Genomic DNA, 16,795 nt, shown 5'->3' with positions numbered 1-16,795 from the left:
CTCATTTGATGAGCCGAATAGGGCGCTTATTCGGCTCACCGCCTGAACACCCTCCCCCGCTTATTTGCCCAGAATCCCCATGTCTGCTAGTGTCGCGCCGGTTTACCGTCTACCGGAATAGCCGCCATGGCCCGCAAAAAAGTTGCACTCGATTTCGAACAATCCCTCGCCGACCTGCAAACCCTGGTCGAGCGTCTGGAGAACGGCGAGTTGTCGCTGGAAGACTCGTTGACGGCGTTTGAGCAAGGCATCGGCCTGACCCGCGACTGCCAGAGCGCCTTGGCGCAGGCGGAGCAGAAGGTACAAGTGCTGCTGGAACGTGACGGGGAGTTGGCCGAAGAACCTTTCGATGCGGAACAGCCCGAATGATCGACGCGTATCAGGCCAGTAGCCAAGCCCGGGTCAATGCGGCGTTGGAACCCTTGTTTGTTGCGCCAAGCCCCGAACTCAAGCGTCTTTACGAAGCCATGCGCTACAGCGTGATGAATGGTGGCAAGCGCGTGCGTCCGTTGCTGGCGTATGCGGCGTGCGAAGCCTTGGGCGCAGACGCCGAGCAGGCCAATGGCGCGGCCTGTGCGGTGGAGTTGATCCACGCCTATTCCCTGGTGCATGACGATTTGCCGGCGATGGACGACGACGATTTGCGTCGCGGCCAGCCAACCACCCATAAAGCCTTTGATGAAGCCTGTGCGATCCTCGCCGGTGACGGCCTGCAAAGCCTGGCGTTCAGCGCACTGCTGGACCCGACGCTGAGCAGCGTCAACGCCGAGATCCGTTTGCGCATGGTCACGGCGCTGGCCGTGGCCGCGGGTCCGGCCGGCATGGTGGGTGGCCAGGCCATCGACTTGGGTTCGGTCGGCCAGAAGCTCGATCAACAAGCCCTGGAGTACATGCACCGCCACAAGACCGGTGCTTTGATCGAAGCCGCCGTGCACCTGGGCGCGCTGGCCAGTGGGCGTGCCGAAGGCGCTCAATTGACGGCGTTGAAGACCTACGCGCTGGCCATCGGCCTGGCGTTCCAGGTGCAGGACGATATTCTCGACGTAGAAAGTGACACGGCCACCCTGGGCAAACGCCAAGGCGCCGATATCGCACGGGACAAACCGACGTATCCGGCACTGCTTGGGCTGGAAGCCGCCAAGGCTTATGCCCTTGAACTGCGTGACCAGGCCCTGGACGCCCTGCGACCTTTCGACGCGGCGGCCGAGCCACTGCGTGACTTGGCGCGGTATATCGTCGAACGCCGGCATTGATAACGGCGGCCTTTGCGGCCGCATATCGGCCAAGTTCGGTGCTCTGCGTGGGCAGTTTGCGATGCTTGAGGTAAACTGCCGCCTCTTCTATACCTATAACGATTCGCCTGATGCCCACGACGTTTCAAGAGATTCCCCGCAAGCGCCCGTCCACGCCCCTGCTTGACCGTGCTGTCACGCCGGTCGGCCTGCGTCGACTGGGTGAAGCCGAGCTGGAAACCCTGGCCGATGAGTTGCGCCTGGAATTGCTCTACACGGTCGGCCAGACCGGTGGGCATTTCGGTGCCGGCCTGGGCGTCATCGAGCTGACCATCGCCCTGCATTACGTATTCGATACCCCGGATGACCGGCTGGTGTGGGACGTGGGCCATCAGGCGTATCCGCATAAAATCCTCACGGGGCGCCGCGAGCAGATGGGCACCCTGCGCCAGAAGGACGGCATTGCCGCCTTCCCGCGCCGCGCCGAGAGCGAGTACGACACCTTTGGCGTCGGCCACTCCAGCACCTCCATCAGTGCCGCGCTGGGCATGGCGATTGCCGCCCGCCTGCAAGGCAGCGATCGCAAGGCGATTGCGGTGATTGGTGATGGCGCGCTGACCGCCGGCATGGCGTTCGAAGCACTGAACCATGCGCCGGAAGTGGACGCCAACATGCTGGTGATCCTCAACGACAACGACATGTCGATCTCGCGCAATGTCGGTGGCCTGTCCAATTACCTGGCCAAGATCCTCTCCAGCCGCACCTACGCCAGCATGCGCGAAGGCAGCAAGAAGGTGCTCTCGCGTCTGCCTGGCGCGTGGGAAATTGCCCGCCGTACCGAAGAATATGCCAAGGGCATGCTGGTACCCGGCACCCTGTTCGAAGAGCTGGGCTGGAACTACATCGGCCCGATCGACGGCCACGACCTGCCCACCCTGATCGCCACGCTGCGCAACATGCGTGACCTCAAGGGCCCACAGTTCCTGCATATCGTCACCAAGAAAGGCAAAGGCTTCGCCCCGGCGGAAGTCGACCCGATCGGCTACCACGCCATCACCAAGCTGGAACCGCTGGACGCTCCCGCCGCTGCGCCGAAAAAGGCCAGCGGCCCGAAGTATTCCGGTGTGTTCGGCGAATGGCTGTGCGACATGGCCGCCGCCGACCCGCGCCTGGTAGGCATTACCCCGGCGATGAAGGAAGGCTCCGACCTGGTGGCCTTCAGCGAGCGTTTCCCGCTGCGCTACTTCGATGTGGCGATTGCCGAACAGCACGCGGTGACCTTCGCCGCCGGCATGGCCTGTGAAGGCGCCAAGCCGGTGGTGGCGATCTACTCCACCTTCCTGCAGCGCGGTTACGATCAGTTGGTACATGACGTGGCGGTGCAGAACCTCGACGTACTGTTCGCCATCGACCGCGCTGGTTTGGTGGGCGAAGACGGCCCGACCCACGCCGGCAGCTTCGACTTGTCTTACCTGCGCTGCATCCCCGGCATGCTGGTGATGACACCGAGCGACGAGAACGAACTGCGCAAGATGCTCAGCACCGGCCACCTGTACAACGGCCCGGCGGCTGTGCGTTACCCGCGCGGTAATGGCCCGAATGCAGTGATCGAGAAAGACCTTGAGCCTATCGAGATCGGCAAGGGCATCGTGCGTCGCCAAGGCAGCAAGACTGCGTTCCTGGTGTTCGGCGTGCAACTGGCGGAAGCGCTGAAAGTAGCCGAGAGAATCGACGCTACCGTGGTCGACATGCGCTTCGTCAAACCGCTGGATGAAGACCTGGTGCGTGAGATTGCCGGCAGCCATGAGCTGCTGGTGACCGTCGAAGAAAACGCCATCATGGGCGGTGCCGGTGCGGCCGTCAGCGAGTTCCTGGCGCGGGAGAATATCCTCAAGTCGGTGCTGCACCTGGGCTTGCCGGATGTGTACGTCGAACACGCCAAGCCGGCGCAGATGCTGGCGGAATGCGGGTTGGATGAGGTCGGCATCGAAGCGTCAGTGCGCGAGCGCATGGCGCTACTCGGCCTGTAACACCCCGAACACTTGTAGGAGCTGGCTTGCCAGCGATAGCGGCCGCACATTCAACATCAGTGTGTCAGACAGACCGCCATCGCCGGCAAGCCGGCACCTACAACGCTATGGACAGCCCATGAATCGTCTGCACTTTGCCCTGCCCTTTCTTCTTCTGCCTGCCACCGACCTGCTCGCCGACACCCGCGACGTCGCCTTGAAACTCCCCGACGTCGTTATCAGCGCCAACCGCCAGGTCCAGGCCCGCAACGACAGCAGCGCCGCCAACACCGTCTTCACCCGCGACGATATCGACCGCCTGCAACCCACCAGCGTCACCGACCTGCTGAGCCGCGTACCCGGCGTGCAAATCGCGCAAACCGGTGGGCGCGGCAGTTTGCCGGGGGTGTTCATTCGCGGCACCAAGTCGGCCCAGAGCCTGGTGCTGGTGGACGGCCAGCGCATTGCCAACGCCACCTCGGGCGATAGTGGCCTGCAGTTTCTGAGCGTTGACCAGATTGAGCGTGTGGAAGTGTTGCGCGGCTCGCGCTCGGTGATCTACGGCAGCGATGCCATCGGCGGGGTTATCCAGATTTTCACCCGACGCAATGCCCAAGCCGGCCTTCATCCGCGCCTGCATGTGGGTTTTGGCAGCAACCAGACGTGGGAACGCAGCCTCGGCCTGTCGGGCGGCAATGAGCGCACGCGCTTCAACCTCGGGGCCAGCCTGGATGAAACCCGAGGCATCAATTGGACTCATGAATCGTTTGCCAGCGATGGTGATCATGACGCCTATCGCAACAAGTCCTTGAGCCTGAACCTCAGCCATTCGCTGAACGATGACCTCGAAGTCGGCTTCAACCTGCTGGATGGTCGGGGCAAGTCGGAATATGACAACCCGTTCGGGCGCTACGTCAGCTTTTTCGAAACCGTCGGCCAGAAGCCCTACACCGACTACACGGTGAGCAGCGCCAGCAGTTATGTCGACGCCAAACTCAACGAGCGCTGGCAGACCCGACTGGAGCTGGGCCACAGCGAGAACCGCGACACCAAGCGCGACCACCTCAGTGCTGAGGGCAGCGCCTTCAACACCTATCGCGACGCGGTGAACTGGCAGAACGATTTGACTCTGGATGAGCGCAACAGCCTGATCCTCGGTGGCGACTGGTACGAAGATCGAGTGCATGCCACCACCGACTTTGACGCGGACAGCCGCTGGAACCGCGCGGCGTTTATCCAGCATCGCTTCGCGGCCGAACGGTTTTCCACCGAGTTGGGCCTGCGCCACGACACCAACCAGCAGTTCGGCAGCCAGAACACCTGGAGTGGCACCCTGACCGTACCGCTGAACCCAGACAATGAAGTGCTGCTGTCTTACAGCGAAGGCTTCCGCGCGCCCAGCTTCAACGACTTGTACTACCCCGGCAGTAGCAACCCCGACCTCAAGCCCGAGCATTCAAAAACCTATGAGCTGCAATGGCGTAGTCAACTGAGTGACACCCTGCGCTTGGAAACCTCGCTGTATCGCACCGACCTGAAGGACGCCATCGTCGCGCAGCCGGTGGACTTCTACATCCCACACAACGTGGCGTCCGCACGCATCAATGGCTTTGAAGCCGCGCTCAAGCAACAACTGTTCGGCTGGCAAGGCAATCTAGGCGTCTCGATCATCGACCCTCGTGACCGTGACAGCGGCCATACCCTGGCCCGCCGGGCGCGGCGCACTCTGAACCTGGACTTGGATCGGCAGTTTGACAAGCTTGGGCTGGGCGCCAGTTGGCAAGCCATCAGCAGCAGCTATGACGATGAAGAGAACCGCAATCGCCTCGGCGGGTATGCCTTGTTGGGGCTACGCAGCAGTTGGGCGCTGAACCGCGAGGTGCTGCTGTCAGTGAAGGTCGATAACGTGCTGGGCAAGGAGTATGCACGGGCGATGTACAGCTATCAGGACCCGGACTTCGAAAACAACCAGCATTACCGTGAAGAAGGACGGGTGTGGATGTTTGGGGTCACTTGGACGCCTGAACTCTGAGTGGGCAGACCCGGCCTCATCGCTGGCAAGCCAGCGCCTACATTTGGAATGCATTCCCCCTGTAGGAGCTGGCTTGCCGGCGATAGCTATGTCAGCGGTACGGCGCAATCACCTGACACAACCGCCCCACCGCCTCCAACATCTGCCCGCTGGGCCGCTCCAGGCCTTTGTCCGGCACCACGCGCACCCGCTCGGTCATCGTCGGCCAGACCTTCCACGCATCCTGCTGCGCCTGGTCGCCCACCAGTATCATCTCGGGATCACGCTGCAACACCGACTCGATACTCACCTGCGGCGCCGGTAGCTTGAGATCATCGAACACATTGCGCGCGCCGCACACATTCAACGCATCGCTGATGATCTGCCCGCCGCCCACGGTATACAACGGCTGGTTCCACACTTGGTAAAACACTCGCAATGGCTCGGTACGCTGATAGCGCTGACGCAGCTCGACCAAGCGTTGGCGTAATTGCGCGGCCAATTGCCGGCCGGCTTCAGCACGGCCCAATTGCTCGGCGATGGCCTGGACCTGGGTGGTGAGTTGTTCAAGGCTATGGGGCTCAGCGACATAAACCGGGATGTTCAGCCGCTGCAACTGCGCACGCTGGGCCGGGCCGACGCTGCCGGGCCACAGCAGGATCAGATCCGGCTTGAGGCTGAGCAGGCGTTCCATGTCCAATTGGCCGTAACGCCCCACTGACGGCACTTGCGTCAGCGCAGCCGGACGATCGCCGCCATCGAGTACGCCCACCAGCACGTCGGCAGCCCCCAATTCAGCGACGATTTCAGTCAGGGACGGTGCCAGGCTGACCACCCGCTCGGCCGCCAAAACCTGGGCAGAGCCCGCCAGCAGCAAAGCCGCCAGCCAGTGGCGTCTCATCCCAGTTGACGGGGGATGCGGTAGAGGTAGAACAGCACCAGCGTCGACAGTGCCAGCAGGCACAGCGGCACCGCTTCCAGGCCGACGAACACCGCCAGCGCGCCGATCCAGGCGGGGACGGCTGCCACCAGCAACGCCGTACGCCGACGGGCCGCCAAGGTAATCCAGGCAGCCGGTTCTTCCGGGGTATCGAGGGCTTTGGAGGTGGCGATCAACGCGTGTTTATAGCCGTGGAAGTAACGCAGACTGAGAAACATCGAGGCCACGCCGGCAATGAAGAACGGCATGGCCAGCACCGGGAGCAAGGATTCGGCTTGGCCGAACACCAGGTTGATCACAAACAGGGGGAGCAGCGCCAGGGCCAGGTACTGCCACCAATTGAAGGACAGTCGCCGTTTCACCTGGCCTCGGGTCACGCGCGGTCGACCTCGCCCTGGTGCTCGTTGCCCATCATGTGGTCGAGCTTGCTGGCCTTGGTGGCCAGGTAGAGTTTGTTGTGCGGGTTGTGCCCGGTGTGCAGCGGCACGCGCTCGGCCACGGTGATGCCCATCTCGGTCAAGGCTTTGACCTTGCGCGGATTGTTGGTCATCAGGCGCAGGGATTTGACGCCCAGGTGCTCCAGCATCGGCAGGCAGATCGCGTAGTCACGCTGGTCGGCAGCAAAGCCCAGGCGCTCGTTGGCTTCAACAGTATCGGCGCCGCCATCTTGCAGCTCGTAGGCGCGGATCTTGTTCATCAGGCCAATGCCACGGCCTTCCTGACGCAGGTACAGCAGCACGCCACGGCCTTCACGGGCGATGGCCCGCATGGCAGCTTCCAGTTGCGAACCGCAGTCGCAGCGCTGGCTGAACAGCGCGTCGCCGGTCAGGCATTCGGAATGCACACGCCCCAGCACCGGCGCGCCATCAGCGATGTCGCCCAGGCTCAGCACAACGTGCTCGCGCCCGGTGGCTTCTTCGAGAAAGCCGTTCATGGTGAACGTGGCAAAAGGGGTAGGCAGCTTGGAAGCGGCGACGAAAACGACGGGCACCGTGTGCTCCTGATTTCAGTTTTTACGATGGCGGCCATTGTAACAGCAGGTTCCTACAGACGCTTAAGCTGAATTATCGCTGATAAAGATCAATAGGTTCGATTGGCCTTCGCCTTGGTTCTATGCAGGTCAGAAGGGATACGGCTGTTTCCAGTGCTCGAAAATCGCCTTTAACTCGCCGCTTTTCACCAGGGCCGCCATGCGCTGGTCGAAGACGCCCATCAAGGCGCGACCCCGTTCGTTATCGGCAAACCCGATGTATAGCGGGAGTTCGGCGATGTGAGTCAGTGCGAACTTCGACGGATCATCTGCCTGATTGAGCACGTACTTGGCCTCGGTCAGCGCATCGATGTAGAAGTCGGCCCGCGCGTGTTCCAGCATCGGCAAAATACCATCGCGGCGCTCGATCTGGTTGAAGCGGTGCACATTGGGCAAGTACTCCTCGTACTTGTAGCCACGCACCCAGGCCAGGCGGTAATTGCCCAGCGTGGCTACCGTCGGCGCCGGCGTGCTGGCCAGGCCGAGGGCGTAAATGTGATCGGAATCGAAATTCCAGTGGGGGTACAACACACCCGTGGCTTCATCGCGATAGGACCCGACCCAGCCATCCACTTCGCCGCGCTGGGCCAGGCCGACCGAGCGGGTGTAGGGCACCGAGCGCGTCTGCAGCGTGATTCCGGCAGGTTCGAACACCTGGCGCAGCACGTCCCAGGCCAGGCCGCTGCCGTCTTTGTTGGTGTAGTCGTTCCACTCTTCACTGGCCAGCATGACCTTGCCGGGCACGCCCTGCGCCTGGACCCCAGCCGTAAAGGCACACAGCACTATCAGCAGCCAACGGCGCACATCCATGGTGGCGACCTCCTACAGGGCGTTGCATCCGTGATTACGCTATAGAGGGTAGCGCAGGTCGCCGATTCAGGGCGTCCCGCGAAAATGTTGATAACCACGAATGGCTGGCGTGATGTCTTGCCCGTTGGCGTCCAGCAGCGTCACGCCCTGCCCCGCCTCGACCCGTCCGATCACATGGACCGGCCAGCCGTCGGCCAACAACGGCGCCAGCTCGGCGGGTGGCAGGGTGAACACCAGCACATAGTCATCGCCCCCGCTCAACGCCGCTATACGCGCCGCGTCATCGCCGACGAACGCCAACAGCGCCTGAGACAAAGGCAACCGCTGACGCTCGATGAACAGACTGACAGCCGAGGCCGTGGCGATATGCCCGCAATCAGCCAGGAGGCCGTCGGAAATATCCATGGCAGACGTAGCCTTGCCGCGCAGCGCCAGCCCCAGGCCCAACTGCGGTTGCGGCGACCAGTAGTGGGCCAGCAGTGGATCAGCGATGGCCGCGTCGGTGCTGCGCTGGCCCAATACCAGCGGCAAGGCGCCGGCCGCATTGCCCAGCTCGCCGCCGACACACAGCAGGTCACCCGCCTGCGCACCGCTGCGGGTCAAGGCTCGCCCGGCCGGCACGCGACCAAACACGGTCAGGGTAAGACTCAACGGCCCACGGGTGGTATCGCCGCCTACCAGGCCCACGCCACAGCTTTGCGCCATCAGGTTCAAACCCTGGGCATAGCGTTGCAGCCAATCGGCATCGACCGTCGGTGTGGTGAGAGCAAGGGTAAAGGCGAGGGGGTTGGCGCCCATGGCGGCCAGGTCGCTTACCGCCACGGCCAACGAGCGCTGGCCCAGCAGGAACGGGTCACAGGGGTCGGCAAAATGCACCCCGGCCACCAAGGTATCGGTGGAGATTGCCAGCTGCTCCCCGGCAGGGAGCGCCAGCAAGGCGCAGTCGTCACCAATCCCAAGTGCAATGCCTTCGCCGCCTTGCGCACAGGGCGCGGCGGCGAAGTAATTGCGGATCAGCTCAAACTCGCCCATCAAGGATTCAAGCGCGGTTTAGCGCTTGTACGCCTTCACTTCGGCTTCACGCAGGCGCGGGGCCAGCTTGTCGAGTACGCCGTTGACGAACTTGTGGCCGTCGGTCGAACCGTAGACTTTCGCCAGTTCGATACCTTCGTTGATCACCACGCGGTACGGCACGTCGACGCGATACAGCAGTTCCCAGGCGGACAGGCGCATCACGCACAGTTCAACCGGGTCCAGCTCTTCGATGGTCAGGTCCAGGCAAGGTGCCAGGGCCGTGTCGATCTCGGTCAGGTGCGCATGCACACCGTGCAGGATGTCCTGGAAGTACGGCAGGTCGGCGAAGGTGAAGTCGTTGTCGACGCGAAACTGTGCTTCGATCTCGTTCAACGAAGCACCCGCCAGGTGGCGCTGGTACAGCGCCTGGGTCGCCAACTGACGAGCAGCGCGACGCTTCTCGTTCTTCGACGGCTTGCCAGCATCGGCTGGACGTGGCTCACGCGGGTTGAAGTTGTCGCTCTCGTCGGAAATCACTTGGCCTCCAACTGCGACAGCAGGCTGACCATTTCCAGGGCGGACAGGGCAGCTTCAGCGCCTTTGTTACCGGCCTTGGTGCCGGAACGCTCGATGGCTTGCTCGATGGAATCCACGGTCAGCACGCCGAAGGCGACTGGCACGCCGAACTCCATGGACACCTGGGCCAGGCCCTTGGTGCATTCACCGGCCACGTATTCGAAGTGCGGAGTACCGCCACGAATGACTGCGCCCAGGGCAATGATTGCCGCGTACTCACCCTGTTGGGCAACTTTCTGCGCAACCAGTGGAATTTCGAAGGCGCCAGGGGCACGGATGATGGTGATGTCGCTCTCGCTCACACCGTGGCGAACCAGGGCGTCCACGGCACCGCTTACCAGGCTTTCAACCACGAAGCTGTTGAAGCGGCCAACCACCAGGGCGTAGCGGCCTTTGGGGGCGATGAAGGTACCTTCGATGGTCTTCAGGGTCATTCGACAAATCTCTTAAAGAGCCGGGACGCGTGTATGACGCGTCCCTTAGTGATATTTGAACCGCGAACAAGGGGCGAAAATCGCCAGCCTTTATTCGGAGGGCACGTATTCTACTACTTCCAGGTCGAAACCGGATATCGCATTAAATTTCATTGGCGCACTCATCAAGCGCATTTTGCGCACGCCCAGGTCACGCAGGATCTGCGAACCGGCACCGACGATGCTGTAGGTGGTCGGTTTTTTCACCGGCGCGTGGTCAGCCGTTTCGCGGATATGCGCCAGCAAGACATCGCCATCCAGCGGGTGACCGAGCAACAGCACCACACCGCTGCCAGCCTCGGAGACCGCAGCCATAGCGGCGCGCAGGCTCCAGCGGCCCGGTTGCTTGACCATCAGCAGGTCGCGCAACGGGTCCATATTGTGCACACGCACCAGGGTCGGTTCTTCGGCGCAAATGCTGCCCAGGGTCAGGGCCATGTGCACATCGCCTTCCACTGAATCACGGTAGGTCACCAAATTGAATTGGCCCAGTTCGCTGTCCAGTGGCTGCTCGGCAATCCGCTGAACGGTACGTTCGTGGATCATGCGGTAGTGAATCAGGTCGGCAATGGTGCCGATCTTGAGGTTGTGTTCGGCGGCAAAGGCTTCGAGTTCGGTACGACGCGCCATGGTGCCGTCGTCGTTCATCACTTCGCAGATCACTCCGCTTGGCTCGAAACCGGCCATGCGCGCCAGGTCGCAGGCGGCTTCGGTGTGGCCGGCACGGGCCAGGGTGCCGCCCGGTTGGGCCATCAACGGGAAGATGTGGCCGGGGCTGACGATGTCTTCGGCCTTGGCGTCTTTCGCGGCGGCGGCCTGCACGGTGCGGGCGCGGTCGGCGGCGGAGATGCCAGTGGTGACGCCAGTGGTGGCTTCAATCGAGACGGTGAACTTGGTACCAAAACCCGAGCCATTGCGCGGCGCCATCAACGGCAGCTTGAGCAACTCGCAGCGCTCACGGCTCATGGGCATGCAGATCAGCCCGCGGGCGTGCTTGGCCATGAAGTTGATGTGCTCAGGCAGGCAGGCCTCGGCCGCCATGATGATGTCGCCTTCGTTTTCGCGGTCTTCGTCATCCATCAGGATGACCATCTTGCCTTGGCGGATGTCTTCAACCAGTTCTTCGATGCTATTGAGCGCCACGCGGCACCCCCTTGGTCAGGATTTCAGGTAGCCGTTAGCGGCCAGAAAGCTTTCAGTGATGTTACCGGATGCAGGCTCTGCGGCCTTTTCGCCCAGCAACAGGCGCTCCAGGTAACGGGCAAGCAAGTCCACTTCCAGGTTCACTCGGCGACCCGGCTGGTACGAGGCCATGATCGTTTCGCTGAGGGTGTGGGGAATGATGGTCAGTTCAAATTCGGCGCCATTCACGGCGTTCACGGTCAGGCTGGTGCCGTCGACGGTGATCGAGCCTTTGTGGGCGATGTACTTGGCCAGCTCTTTTGGCGCGCGGATGCGAAATTCCACGGCCCGCGCGTTTTCGCTGCGCGCGACTACTTCGCCGACGCCGTCGACGTGGCCGCTGACCAGGTGACCGCCGAGGCGAGTGGTCGGGGTCAGGGCTTTTTCCAGGTTGACCGGGCTACCGGCCTTGAGGTCGTTCATCGCGGTGCAGTCCAGGGTTTCCCGGCTGACATCGGCGGCAAAACCGTTGCCTGGCAGCTCGATGACGGTCAGGCACACGCCGTTGATGGCGATGCTGTCGCCCAGCTTGACGTCGCCCAGGTCGAGCTTGCCGGTTTCAACCGACAAGCGAACGTCGCCGCCTTTTGGGGTCATTGCACGAATGCTGCCGATGGATTCGATGATGCCGGTGAACATGGCCTTCTCCTGGAAAACGTTACCGCGCTGGGCGCAGGCAGAAAATTATACGCTCGCTGCTGGCACAGGGATGGCAGTGACTCGCCAGTCATCGCCCACAGCGCGCATTTCAGTGATCTTGAGTTGGGGGGCATCGGCCAGTTTCTCAAGCGGCCAGTCCAACAAAGGCCGCGCGGCGGAACCGAGGAACTTGCCGGCGATGAAAATCACGTATTCATCCACCAGGCCTTGCTGGGCAAATGCACCGGCCAGGCTTGGGCCGGCTTCCACCAGCACTTCGTTGACGCCACGGGCCGCCAGCGCCACCAGCGCAGAGCGCAGGTCGACCTGGCCATCGACGCCCGGCACTACCAGGCATTCGGGGCCACGAGGGAATTGGTTTTCCGCGGTCACGCAGGTGATGACCAACGCCGGGCCGGCCTTGAAAAACGGTGCATTGAGCGGCACCCGCAGGCGCCCGTCGATCAGCACGCGCAACGGCGGGCGCGACATAGCCAGGGCGGTGGTGGCTTCATCCAGGCCGAGTTCGGCGGCGCGCACCGTCAGGCGGGCGCCGTCGGCCAGCACGGTGTCGGCGCCAGTCAGCACCACACTGGCCTCGGCACGCAGGCGTTGCACAGCGGCGCGGGCAGCCGGACCGGTGATCCACTGGCTTTCGCCACTGGCCATGGCGGTGCGGCCATCCAGGCTCATCGCCAGCTTGACCCGCACGAAGGGCAGCCCGTGTTCCATGCGCTTGAGGAAACCCGGATTCAGCGCGCGTGCTTCAGTTTCCAACACACCGCTGCGCACCTCGATACCGGCTTGAGCCAGGCGCTGCATGCCGCGCCCCGCCACTTCCGGGTTCGGGTCCTGCATCCCGGCCACAACGCGAGCGACACCCGCGGTGACCAACGCATCAGCGCAAGGCGGCGTGCGCCCGTGATGGCTGCACGGTTCGAGGGTCACGTACACCGTGGCACCTCGGGCCTTGGCACCGGCGGCGCGCAGGGCATTGGGCTCGGCATGCGGTTCGCCGGTCCGCTCATGCCAGCCTTCGCCGACAATCTGCCCATCACGCACAATCACGCAACCCACACGTGGGTTGGGATGGGTGGTGTACAGGCCCTTGCGCGCCAGTTCCAGGGCGCGGGCCATGTAATGGGCGTCGAGCACAGCTTGTTCGGCAGACGGTGGGTTCATTCTTTGGCAGGCTCACGGGCCAGGCGGTCGATCTCTTCGCGGAACTCATTGAGGTCCTGGAAGCGTCGATACACCGAGGCGAAACGGATGTAGGCAACTTCGTCGAGCTTTTGCAGCTCGCCCATCACCAGCTCTCCAACCACCAGGCTCTTGACCTCGCGCTCGCCAGTGGCGCGCAGCTTGTGCTTGATATGCACCAGCGCCGCCTCCAGCCGCTCGACACTCACCGGGCGTTTTTCCAGGGCGCGCTGCATACCGGCGCGCAGTTTTTCTTCGTCGAAAGGCTGGCGGCTGCCGTCGGACTTGATCAGACGTGGCAATACCAGTTCGGCGGTTTCGAAGGTGGTGAAACGTTCACCGCAGGCCAGGCATTCGCGCCGGCGACGCACTTGATCGCCCTCGGCGACCAGACGCGAGTCAATGACCTTGGTGTCGTTGGCACCGCAGAAGGGACAGTGCATGGTAGGCAGGCAACAAATAAAGGGAGGGCCATGGTAGCGCATCCCTGTGGCAAGACAAGCCATAGCCTTTACGGTATATAGGCTGACTATTATGTTTCATATTTTTAAAGCCACGGATTTTGTCCTTTCTGGAGCCGTACATGCAGTTACGACCACTTGTTTTGCTCACCCTGTTCAGTTTCCTGGTCGCCTGCAGCAGCGAAGCCCCCAAGCCGGCCGCACCTCAGCCCACACCGGCACAAGAGAAAAAAGTCCCCGGCATTGAAGACATGGGCCCCCTGCCCGCCTACCAGCGGGAAATCAGCGGCAGCCTGACCAATATTCCGGCGGGCGCCGAAGTCGAGATGGCCCTGCTGGTGATCGACGATCGTTCGCGCCCACAACAATTGCTCGCCAGCAGCGTGCTGACCGGCAACGGCCAGCCCCTGGCTTTCCGCCTGCGCTTTAACCCAGAGGCCTTCCCGGCCGGTGCGCGGGTTGAATTGCGCGGTCGCGCCAGCCAGTCCGGCCAACTGATCCTGCACCTGCCCGCCGTGCGCATCACCCAGGCGATCACCCAGACCACCGGCCCCCTGCAACTCGTCAAGGCACCATGACGCCACCGCTGGGCCTGCAAGCCGCGCTGAGCGAACTGATCGGCGACGCGCACCTGGTGCCCTGCCCGCTGCCGGGCACCGCGTTGTCGTTGTGGCTGCTGGATGCGGAAAACATGGACCGCGCCTTCAGCCCCGACGAAACCCGGCGCATCCTGCATGAACCGCCCTACTGGAGCTTTTGCTGGGCCAGTGGCTTGGCGCTGGCACGGTACCTGGCGGCGAACCCGGAGTGGGTCGCGGGCAAGCGCGTACTGGATTTTGGCGCGGGCTCCGGCGTGGCCGCAATTGCGGCGGTCAAGGCCGGCGCGCTGGAAGCGGTGGCTTGTGACCTGGACCCGCTGGCGTTGGCGTCCTGTCGGGCGAATGCCGAACTCAATGGAGTGGAGCTGGGTTATTCGGCAGACTTTTTTGCCGAAGCCGATCGCTTCGACCTGATCCTGGTGGCCGATGTGCTCTACGACCGGGCGAACCTGCCGCTGCTGGATCAGTTCCTCACGCGAGGCCGCGAAGCGTTGGTGGCGGATTCGCGAGTAAGAGATTTTCAGCACCCGAATTATCAAAGGCTGGAGATCCTGGATGCACTGACCTTGCCGGACTTGGCGGAGCCTTGGGAGTTTCGCAAGGTGAGCCTGTACCATTCGCGACGCCAGCCCTTATAGTTGCCCCATTCCCGCTTTATTCGAGACGTCCCATGAGTCAGCCCACGCCGTATATCTTCGATGTCACCACCGCCAACTTTGACCAGGCAGTGATCCAGAACTCCTTCGAAAAACCCGTGCTGGTGGATTTCTGGGCCGAGTGGTGCGCGCCGTGCAAGGCGTTGATGCCGATGCTCGCGAAAGTTGCCGAGAGTTATCAGGGTGAGTTGCTGCTGGCCAAGGTCGATTGCGAGGCCGAGCAGGATATCGTTGCGCGCTTTGGCATTCAAAGCCTGCCGACGGTGGTGTTGTTCAAGGACGGCCAGCCCGTGGATGGGTTTGCCGGGGCGCAGCCGGAGTCGGCGGTGCGCGCGATGCTGGAGCCCCATGTGCAGATGCCGCCACCGGCGGCGGCGGATCCGTTGGAGCAGGCCCAGGCGTTGTTTGCCGAAGGTCGCATCACCGATGCAGAAGCCGTGCTAGTGACAGTGCTGGGCGAGGACAACACCAACGCTGCGGCGCTGATTCTCTACGCACGCTGCCTGGCCGAGCGCGGTGAACTGGGCGAAGCCCAGACCGTGCTGGACGCGGTGAAAAGCGACGACCACAAAGCCGCCCTCGCCGGGGCCAAGGCACAGATCACCTTCCTGCGCCAGGCTGCCGACCTGCCGGATGCCGCCGAGCTGAAAAGCCGCCTGGCGCAAAACCCGCAGGATGACGAAGCGGCCTACCAACTGGCGATCCAGCAACTGGCGCGCCAGCAGTACGACGCGGCGCTGGAAGGTCTGCTCAAGCTGTTCATTCGCAACCGCAGCTACAGCGAAGGCCTGCCGCACAAGACCTTGCTGCAGGTGTTCGAACTGCTGGGCAATGATCACCCGCTGGTGACCGTGTACCGTCGCAAGTTGTTTGCCGCGTTGTACTAATCGCCAACCCAGCGGTACAGCGGCGTATCGGCGCCGCTGGCCACTTTTACGTTCGAGCTGTGGCGCAGGCGCACCAGCAGGCGCTTGCCTGACGCCGCATCGCCGGCCAAGCCTTCCAACTGATCCAGCAACTCCAGGCCGCTGAGCTGGCCGGCCTTGCGCAACAGGTCCTGGGCATTCTGCCACAGGTCGTCATTCTGCTTGACCGGTGCCACTGTCGCTGCGGCGGGGACAGGCGTCGCCTGCAACTGCGCGCCCAGCCGTGCCCAATCGCCGTCGTCCAGCTCCAGGGTCAAGTCCACCGGCAAGTCGCCGACCGTTCCACGAATTCGCAACATCGTCCTTACTCCTGCACTTTTCTGACAAGCATGCTCCCATGCGGCTTGCGCAACGCCAAGCGGGCGGTCAAACTCAGCGGCAATTGTTATAAGATCACATAACAAAACTTTCATCTTCTGGAGCCTTCCCATGCGCCGTCTGTTGCTTGCTTTGCCGTTTGCCCTGCTGCCACTGGCGGTTGCTCACGCTCATGATGATCACGACCATGAACACGGCAGCCTTGGCGCCCACGAACATGGCGTCGGCCGTCTCAACGCAGTGCTCGACGGCCAGGCCCTGGAGCTGGAACTGGACAGCCCGGCGATGAACCTGGTGGGTTTCGAACACCTGGCCACCACCCCGGCGGACAAAGCCAAGGTCGCCGCCGTGCGCAAACAGCTGGAAAACCCTGTCGCCCTGTTCAACTTGCCCAGGGCCGCCGGTTGCGTGGTCAGCAGCCAGGAACTCAACAGCCCGTTGTTCGGTGACAAGCCGGAAGCCGATCATGACGACGATGATGATGACCACGCCACCGACGGCAAAGGCGCGGCTGCCCACGAGCATCATCACGACCACAGTGAAATCCACGCCCACTACCAGTTCACCTGCGCCACGCCGACGGCCCTGAGCAACCTTGACCTGACCCAGGTGTTCAAGACCTTCCCCGCCACCCAGAAAGTTCAGGTACAACTGATCGGTCCGAGTGGCCAGCAAGGTGTGGAAGCCACGGCCACAGCAGCCACCTTGAAGTTCTGAGT

General features: G+C 62.7%; 20 protein-coding genes. 8 read left to right on the top strand and 12 right to left on the bottom strand.

The annotated features are described in order from the left end of the window. The first annotated feature begins 126 nt into the window (after positions 1-126). The 4 genes from WH299_RS19465 to WH299_RS19450 all read left to right on the top strand — a co-directional run bounded on the left by WH299_RS19465 (position 127) and on the right by WH299_RS19450 (position 5,273). A complete protein-coding gene (locus WH299_RS19465; RefSeq protein ID WP_003176346.1) occupies positions 127-369 on the top strand; it encodes an exodeoxyribonuclease VII small subunit in 243 nt (80 codons plus the stop codon). After that, the gene (ispA, locus tag WH299_RS19460; protein WP_339551032.1) at positions 366-1,253 is read left to right on the top strand and encodes a (2E,6E)-farnesyl diphosphate synthase; all 888 of its coding nucleotides are present in this window, start codon (positions 366-368) and stop codon (positions 1,251-1,253) included. The genes WH299_RS19465 and ispA overlap by 4 nt, the downstream gene beginning before the upstream one ends. Positions 1,254-1,363: 110 nt before the next feature. Further along, positions 1,364-3,262: a 1-deoxy-D-xylulose-5-phosphate synthase gene (gene dxs / locus WH299_RS19455; protein ID WP_323624891.1), complete on the top strand. Its 1,899-nt coding sequence runs from the start codon at positions 1,364-1,366 to the stop codon at positions 3,260-3,262. Positions 3,263-3,380: 118 nt separating this feature from the next. Continuing rightward, positions 3,381-5,273 (top strand): TonB-dependent receptor domain-containing protein, encoded by a 1,893-nt coding sequence (locus WH299_RS19450; protein ID WP_339551031.1) that lies wholly within the window; start codon positions 3,381-3,383, stop codon positions 5,271-5,273. Positions 5,274-5,364: 91 nt separating this feature from the next. Here WH299_RS19450 and WH299_RS19445 read toward each other — a convergent pair whose 3' ends face one another. The 11 genes from WH299_RS19445 to nrdR all read right to left on the bottom strand — a co-directional run bounded on the left by WH299_RS19445 (position 5,365) and on the right by nrdR (position 13,559). Then, positions 5,365-6,153, bottom strand: a complete 789-nt coding sequence (locus tag WH299_RS19445) for a cobalamin-binding protein (protein WP_339551030.1) — start codon at positions 6,151-6,153, stop codon at positions 5,365-5,367. Continuing rightward, a complete protein-coding gene (locus WH299_RS19440; RefSeq protein WP_323624888.1) occupies positions 6,150-6,569 on the bottom strand; it encodes an MFS transporter in 420 nt (139 codons plus the stop codon). The genes WH299_RS19445 and WH299_RS19440 overlap by 4 nt, the downstream gene beginning before the upstream one ends. After that, positions 6,566-7,183, bottom strand: a complete 618-nt coding sequence (ribA, locus tag WH299_RS19435; RefSeq protein WP_016978544.1) for a GTP cyclohydrolase II — start codon at positions 7,181-7,183, stop codon at positions 6,566-6,568. The genes WH299_RS19440 and ribA overlap by 4 nt, the downstream gene beginning before the upstream one ends. 129 nt (positions 7,184-7,312) lie before the next feature. After that, a complete protein-coding gene (locus WH299_RS19430) occupies positions 7,313-8,032 on the bottom strand; it encodes a substrate-binding periplasmic protein (protein ID WP_122727816.1) in 720 nt (239 codons plus the stop codon). Between the two features lie 66 nt (positions 8,033-8,098). Further along, positions 8,099-9,064: a thiamine-phosphate kinase gene (thiL, locus tag WH299_RS19425; RefSeq protein ID WP_339551028.1), complete on the bottom strand. Its 966-nt coding sequence runs from the start codon at positions 9,062-9,064 to the stop codon at positions 8,099-8,101. 18 nt (positions 9,065-9,082) lie between these two features. Then, entirely contained in the window at positions 9,083-9,583 is a 501-nt protein-coding gene (nusB, locus tag WH299_RS19420; protein ID WP_339551027.1) for a transcription antitermination factor NusB, read from the bottom strand. Next, a complete protein-coding gene (gene ribH / locus WH299_RS19415; protein ID WP_003176356.1) occupies positions 9,580-10,056 on the bottom strand; it encodes a 6,7-dimethyl-8-ribityllumazine synthase in 477 nt (158 codons plus the stop codon). Before ribH ends, nusB begins: the two co-directional genes overlap by 4 nt. A 90-nt stretch (positions 10,057-10,146) precedes the next feature. Continuing rightward, positions 10,147-11,238 (bottom strand): bifunctional 3,4-dihydroxy-2-butanone-4-phosphate synthase/GTP cyclohydrolase II, encoded by a 1,092-nt coding sequence (ribBA, locus tag WH299_RS19410; RefSeq protein ID WP_016978541.1) that lies wholly within the window; start codon positions 11,236-11,238, stop codon positions 10,147-10,149. 15 nt (positions 11,239-11,253) lie between these two features. Beyond that, entirely contained in the window at positions 11,254-11,916 is a 663-nt protein-coding gene (locus WH299_RS19405) for a riboflavin synthase (RefSeq protein WP_028618109.1), read from the bottom strand. Between the two features lie 45 nt (positions 11,917-11,961). Next, positions 11,962-13,098 carry a bifunctional diaminohydroxyphosphoribosylaminopyrimidine deaminase/5-amino-6-(5-phosphoribosylamino)uracil reductase RibD gene (ribD, locus tag WH299_RS19400; protein WP_122727809.1) on the bottom strand — a complete coding sequence of 379 codons (1,137 nt, stop codon included), beginning with the start codon at positions 13,096-13,098 and terminating at the stop codon, positions 11,962-11,964. Beyond that, a complete protein-coding gene (gene nrdR, locus WH299_RS19395; protein ID WP_010206843.1) occupies positions 13,095-13,559 on the bottom strand; it encodes a transcriptional regulator NrdR in 465 nt (154 codons plus the stop codon). The genes ribD and nrdR overlap by 4 nt, the downstream gene beginning before the upstream one ends. A gap of 140 nt (positions 13,560-13,699) precedes the next feature. On the opposite strand from nrdR, the gene WH299_RS19390 reads away from it, so the two are divergent. From WH299_RS19390 to trxA, 3 genes are read left to right on the top strand one after another with little or no spacing between them, the layout of a single operon-like run. Continuing rightward, positions 13,700-14,155 (top strand): YbaY family lipoprotein, encoded by a 456-nt coding sequence (locus WH299_RS19390; protein ID WP_028618110.1) that lies wholly within the window; start codon positions 13,700-13,702, stop codon positions 14,153-14,155. Then, positions 14,152-14,814, top strand: coding sequence for a class I SAM-dependent methyltransferase (locus tag WH299_RS19385; protein WP_339551026.1), 663 nt, complete (start codon positions 14,152-14,154; stop codon positions 14,812-14,814). The genes WH299_RS19390 and WH299_RS19385 overlap by 4 nt, the downstream gene beginning before the upstream one ends. A gap of 32 nt (positions 14,815-14,846) precedes the next feature. Beyond that, on the top strand, positions 14,847-15,719 hold the full coding sequence (gene trxA, locus WH299_RS19380; protein WP_122727804.1) for a thioredoxin: 873 nt from the start codon (positions 14,847-14,849) through the stop codon (positions 15,717-15,719). Here the strand turns inward: trxA and WH299_RS19375 are convergent. After that, a complete protein-coding gene (locus WH299_RS19375) occupies positions 15,716-16,057 on the bottom strand; it encodes a hypothetical protein (protein ID WP_126570808.1) in 342 nt (113 codons plus the stop codon). The two genes, trxA and WH299_RS19375, sit on opposite strands and share 4 nt — an antisense overlap. A gap of 130 nt (positions 16,058-16,187) precedes the next feature. Between WH299_RS19375 and WH299_RS19370 the strand changes: the two genes are divergently transcribed. Beyond that, entirely contained in the window at positions 16,188-16,793 is a 606-nt protein-coding gene (locus WH299_RS19370; protein ID WP_126570809.1) for a DUF2796 domain-containing protein, read from the top strand. Positions 16,794-16,795 lie beyond the last annotated feature (2 nt).

This window comes from Pseudomonas sp. MYb541, assembly GCF_037479595.1.
In the GTDB taxonomy this organism is placed as follows: domain Bacteria; phylum Pseudomonadota; class Gammaproteobacteria; order Pseudomonadales; family Pseudomonadaceae; genus Aquipseudomonas; species Aquipseudomonas canadensis.
Note: the sequence above shows the minus strand (reverse complement) of the source record. Positions and strands in the feature narration are given on the sequence as shown.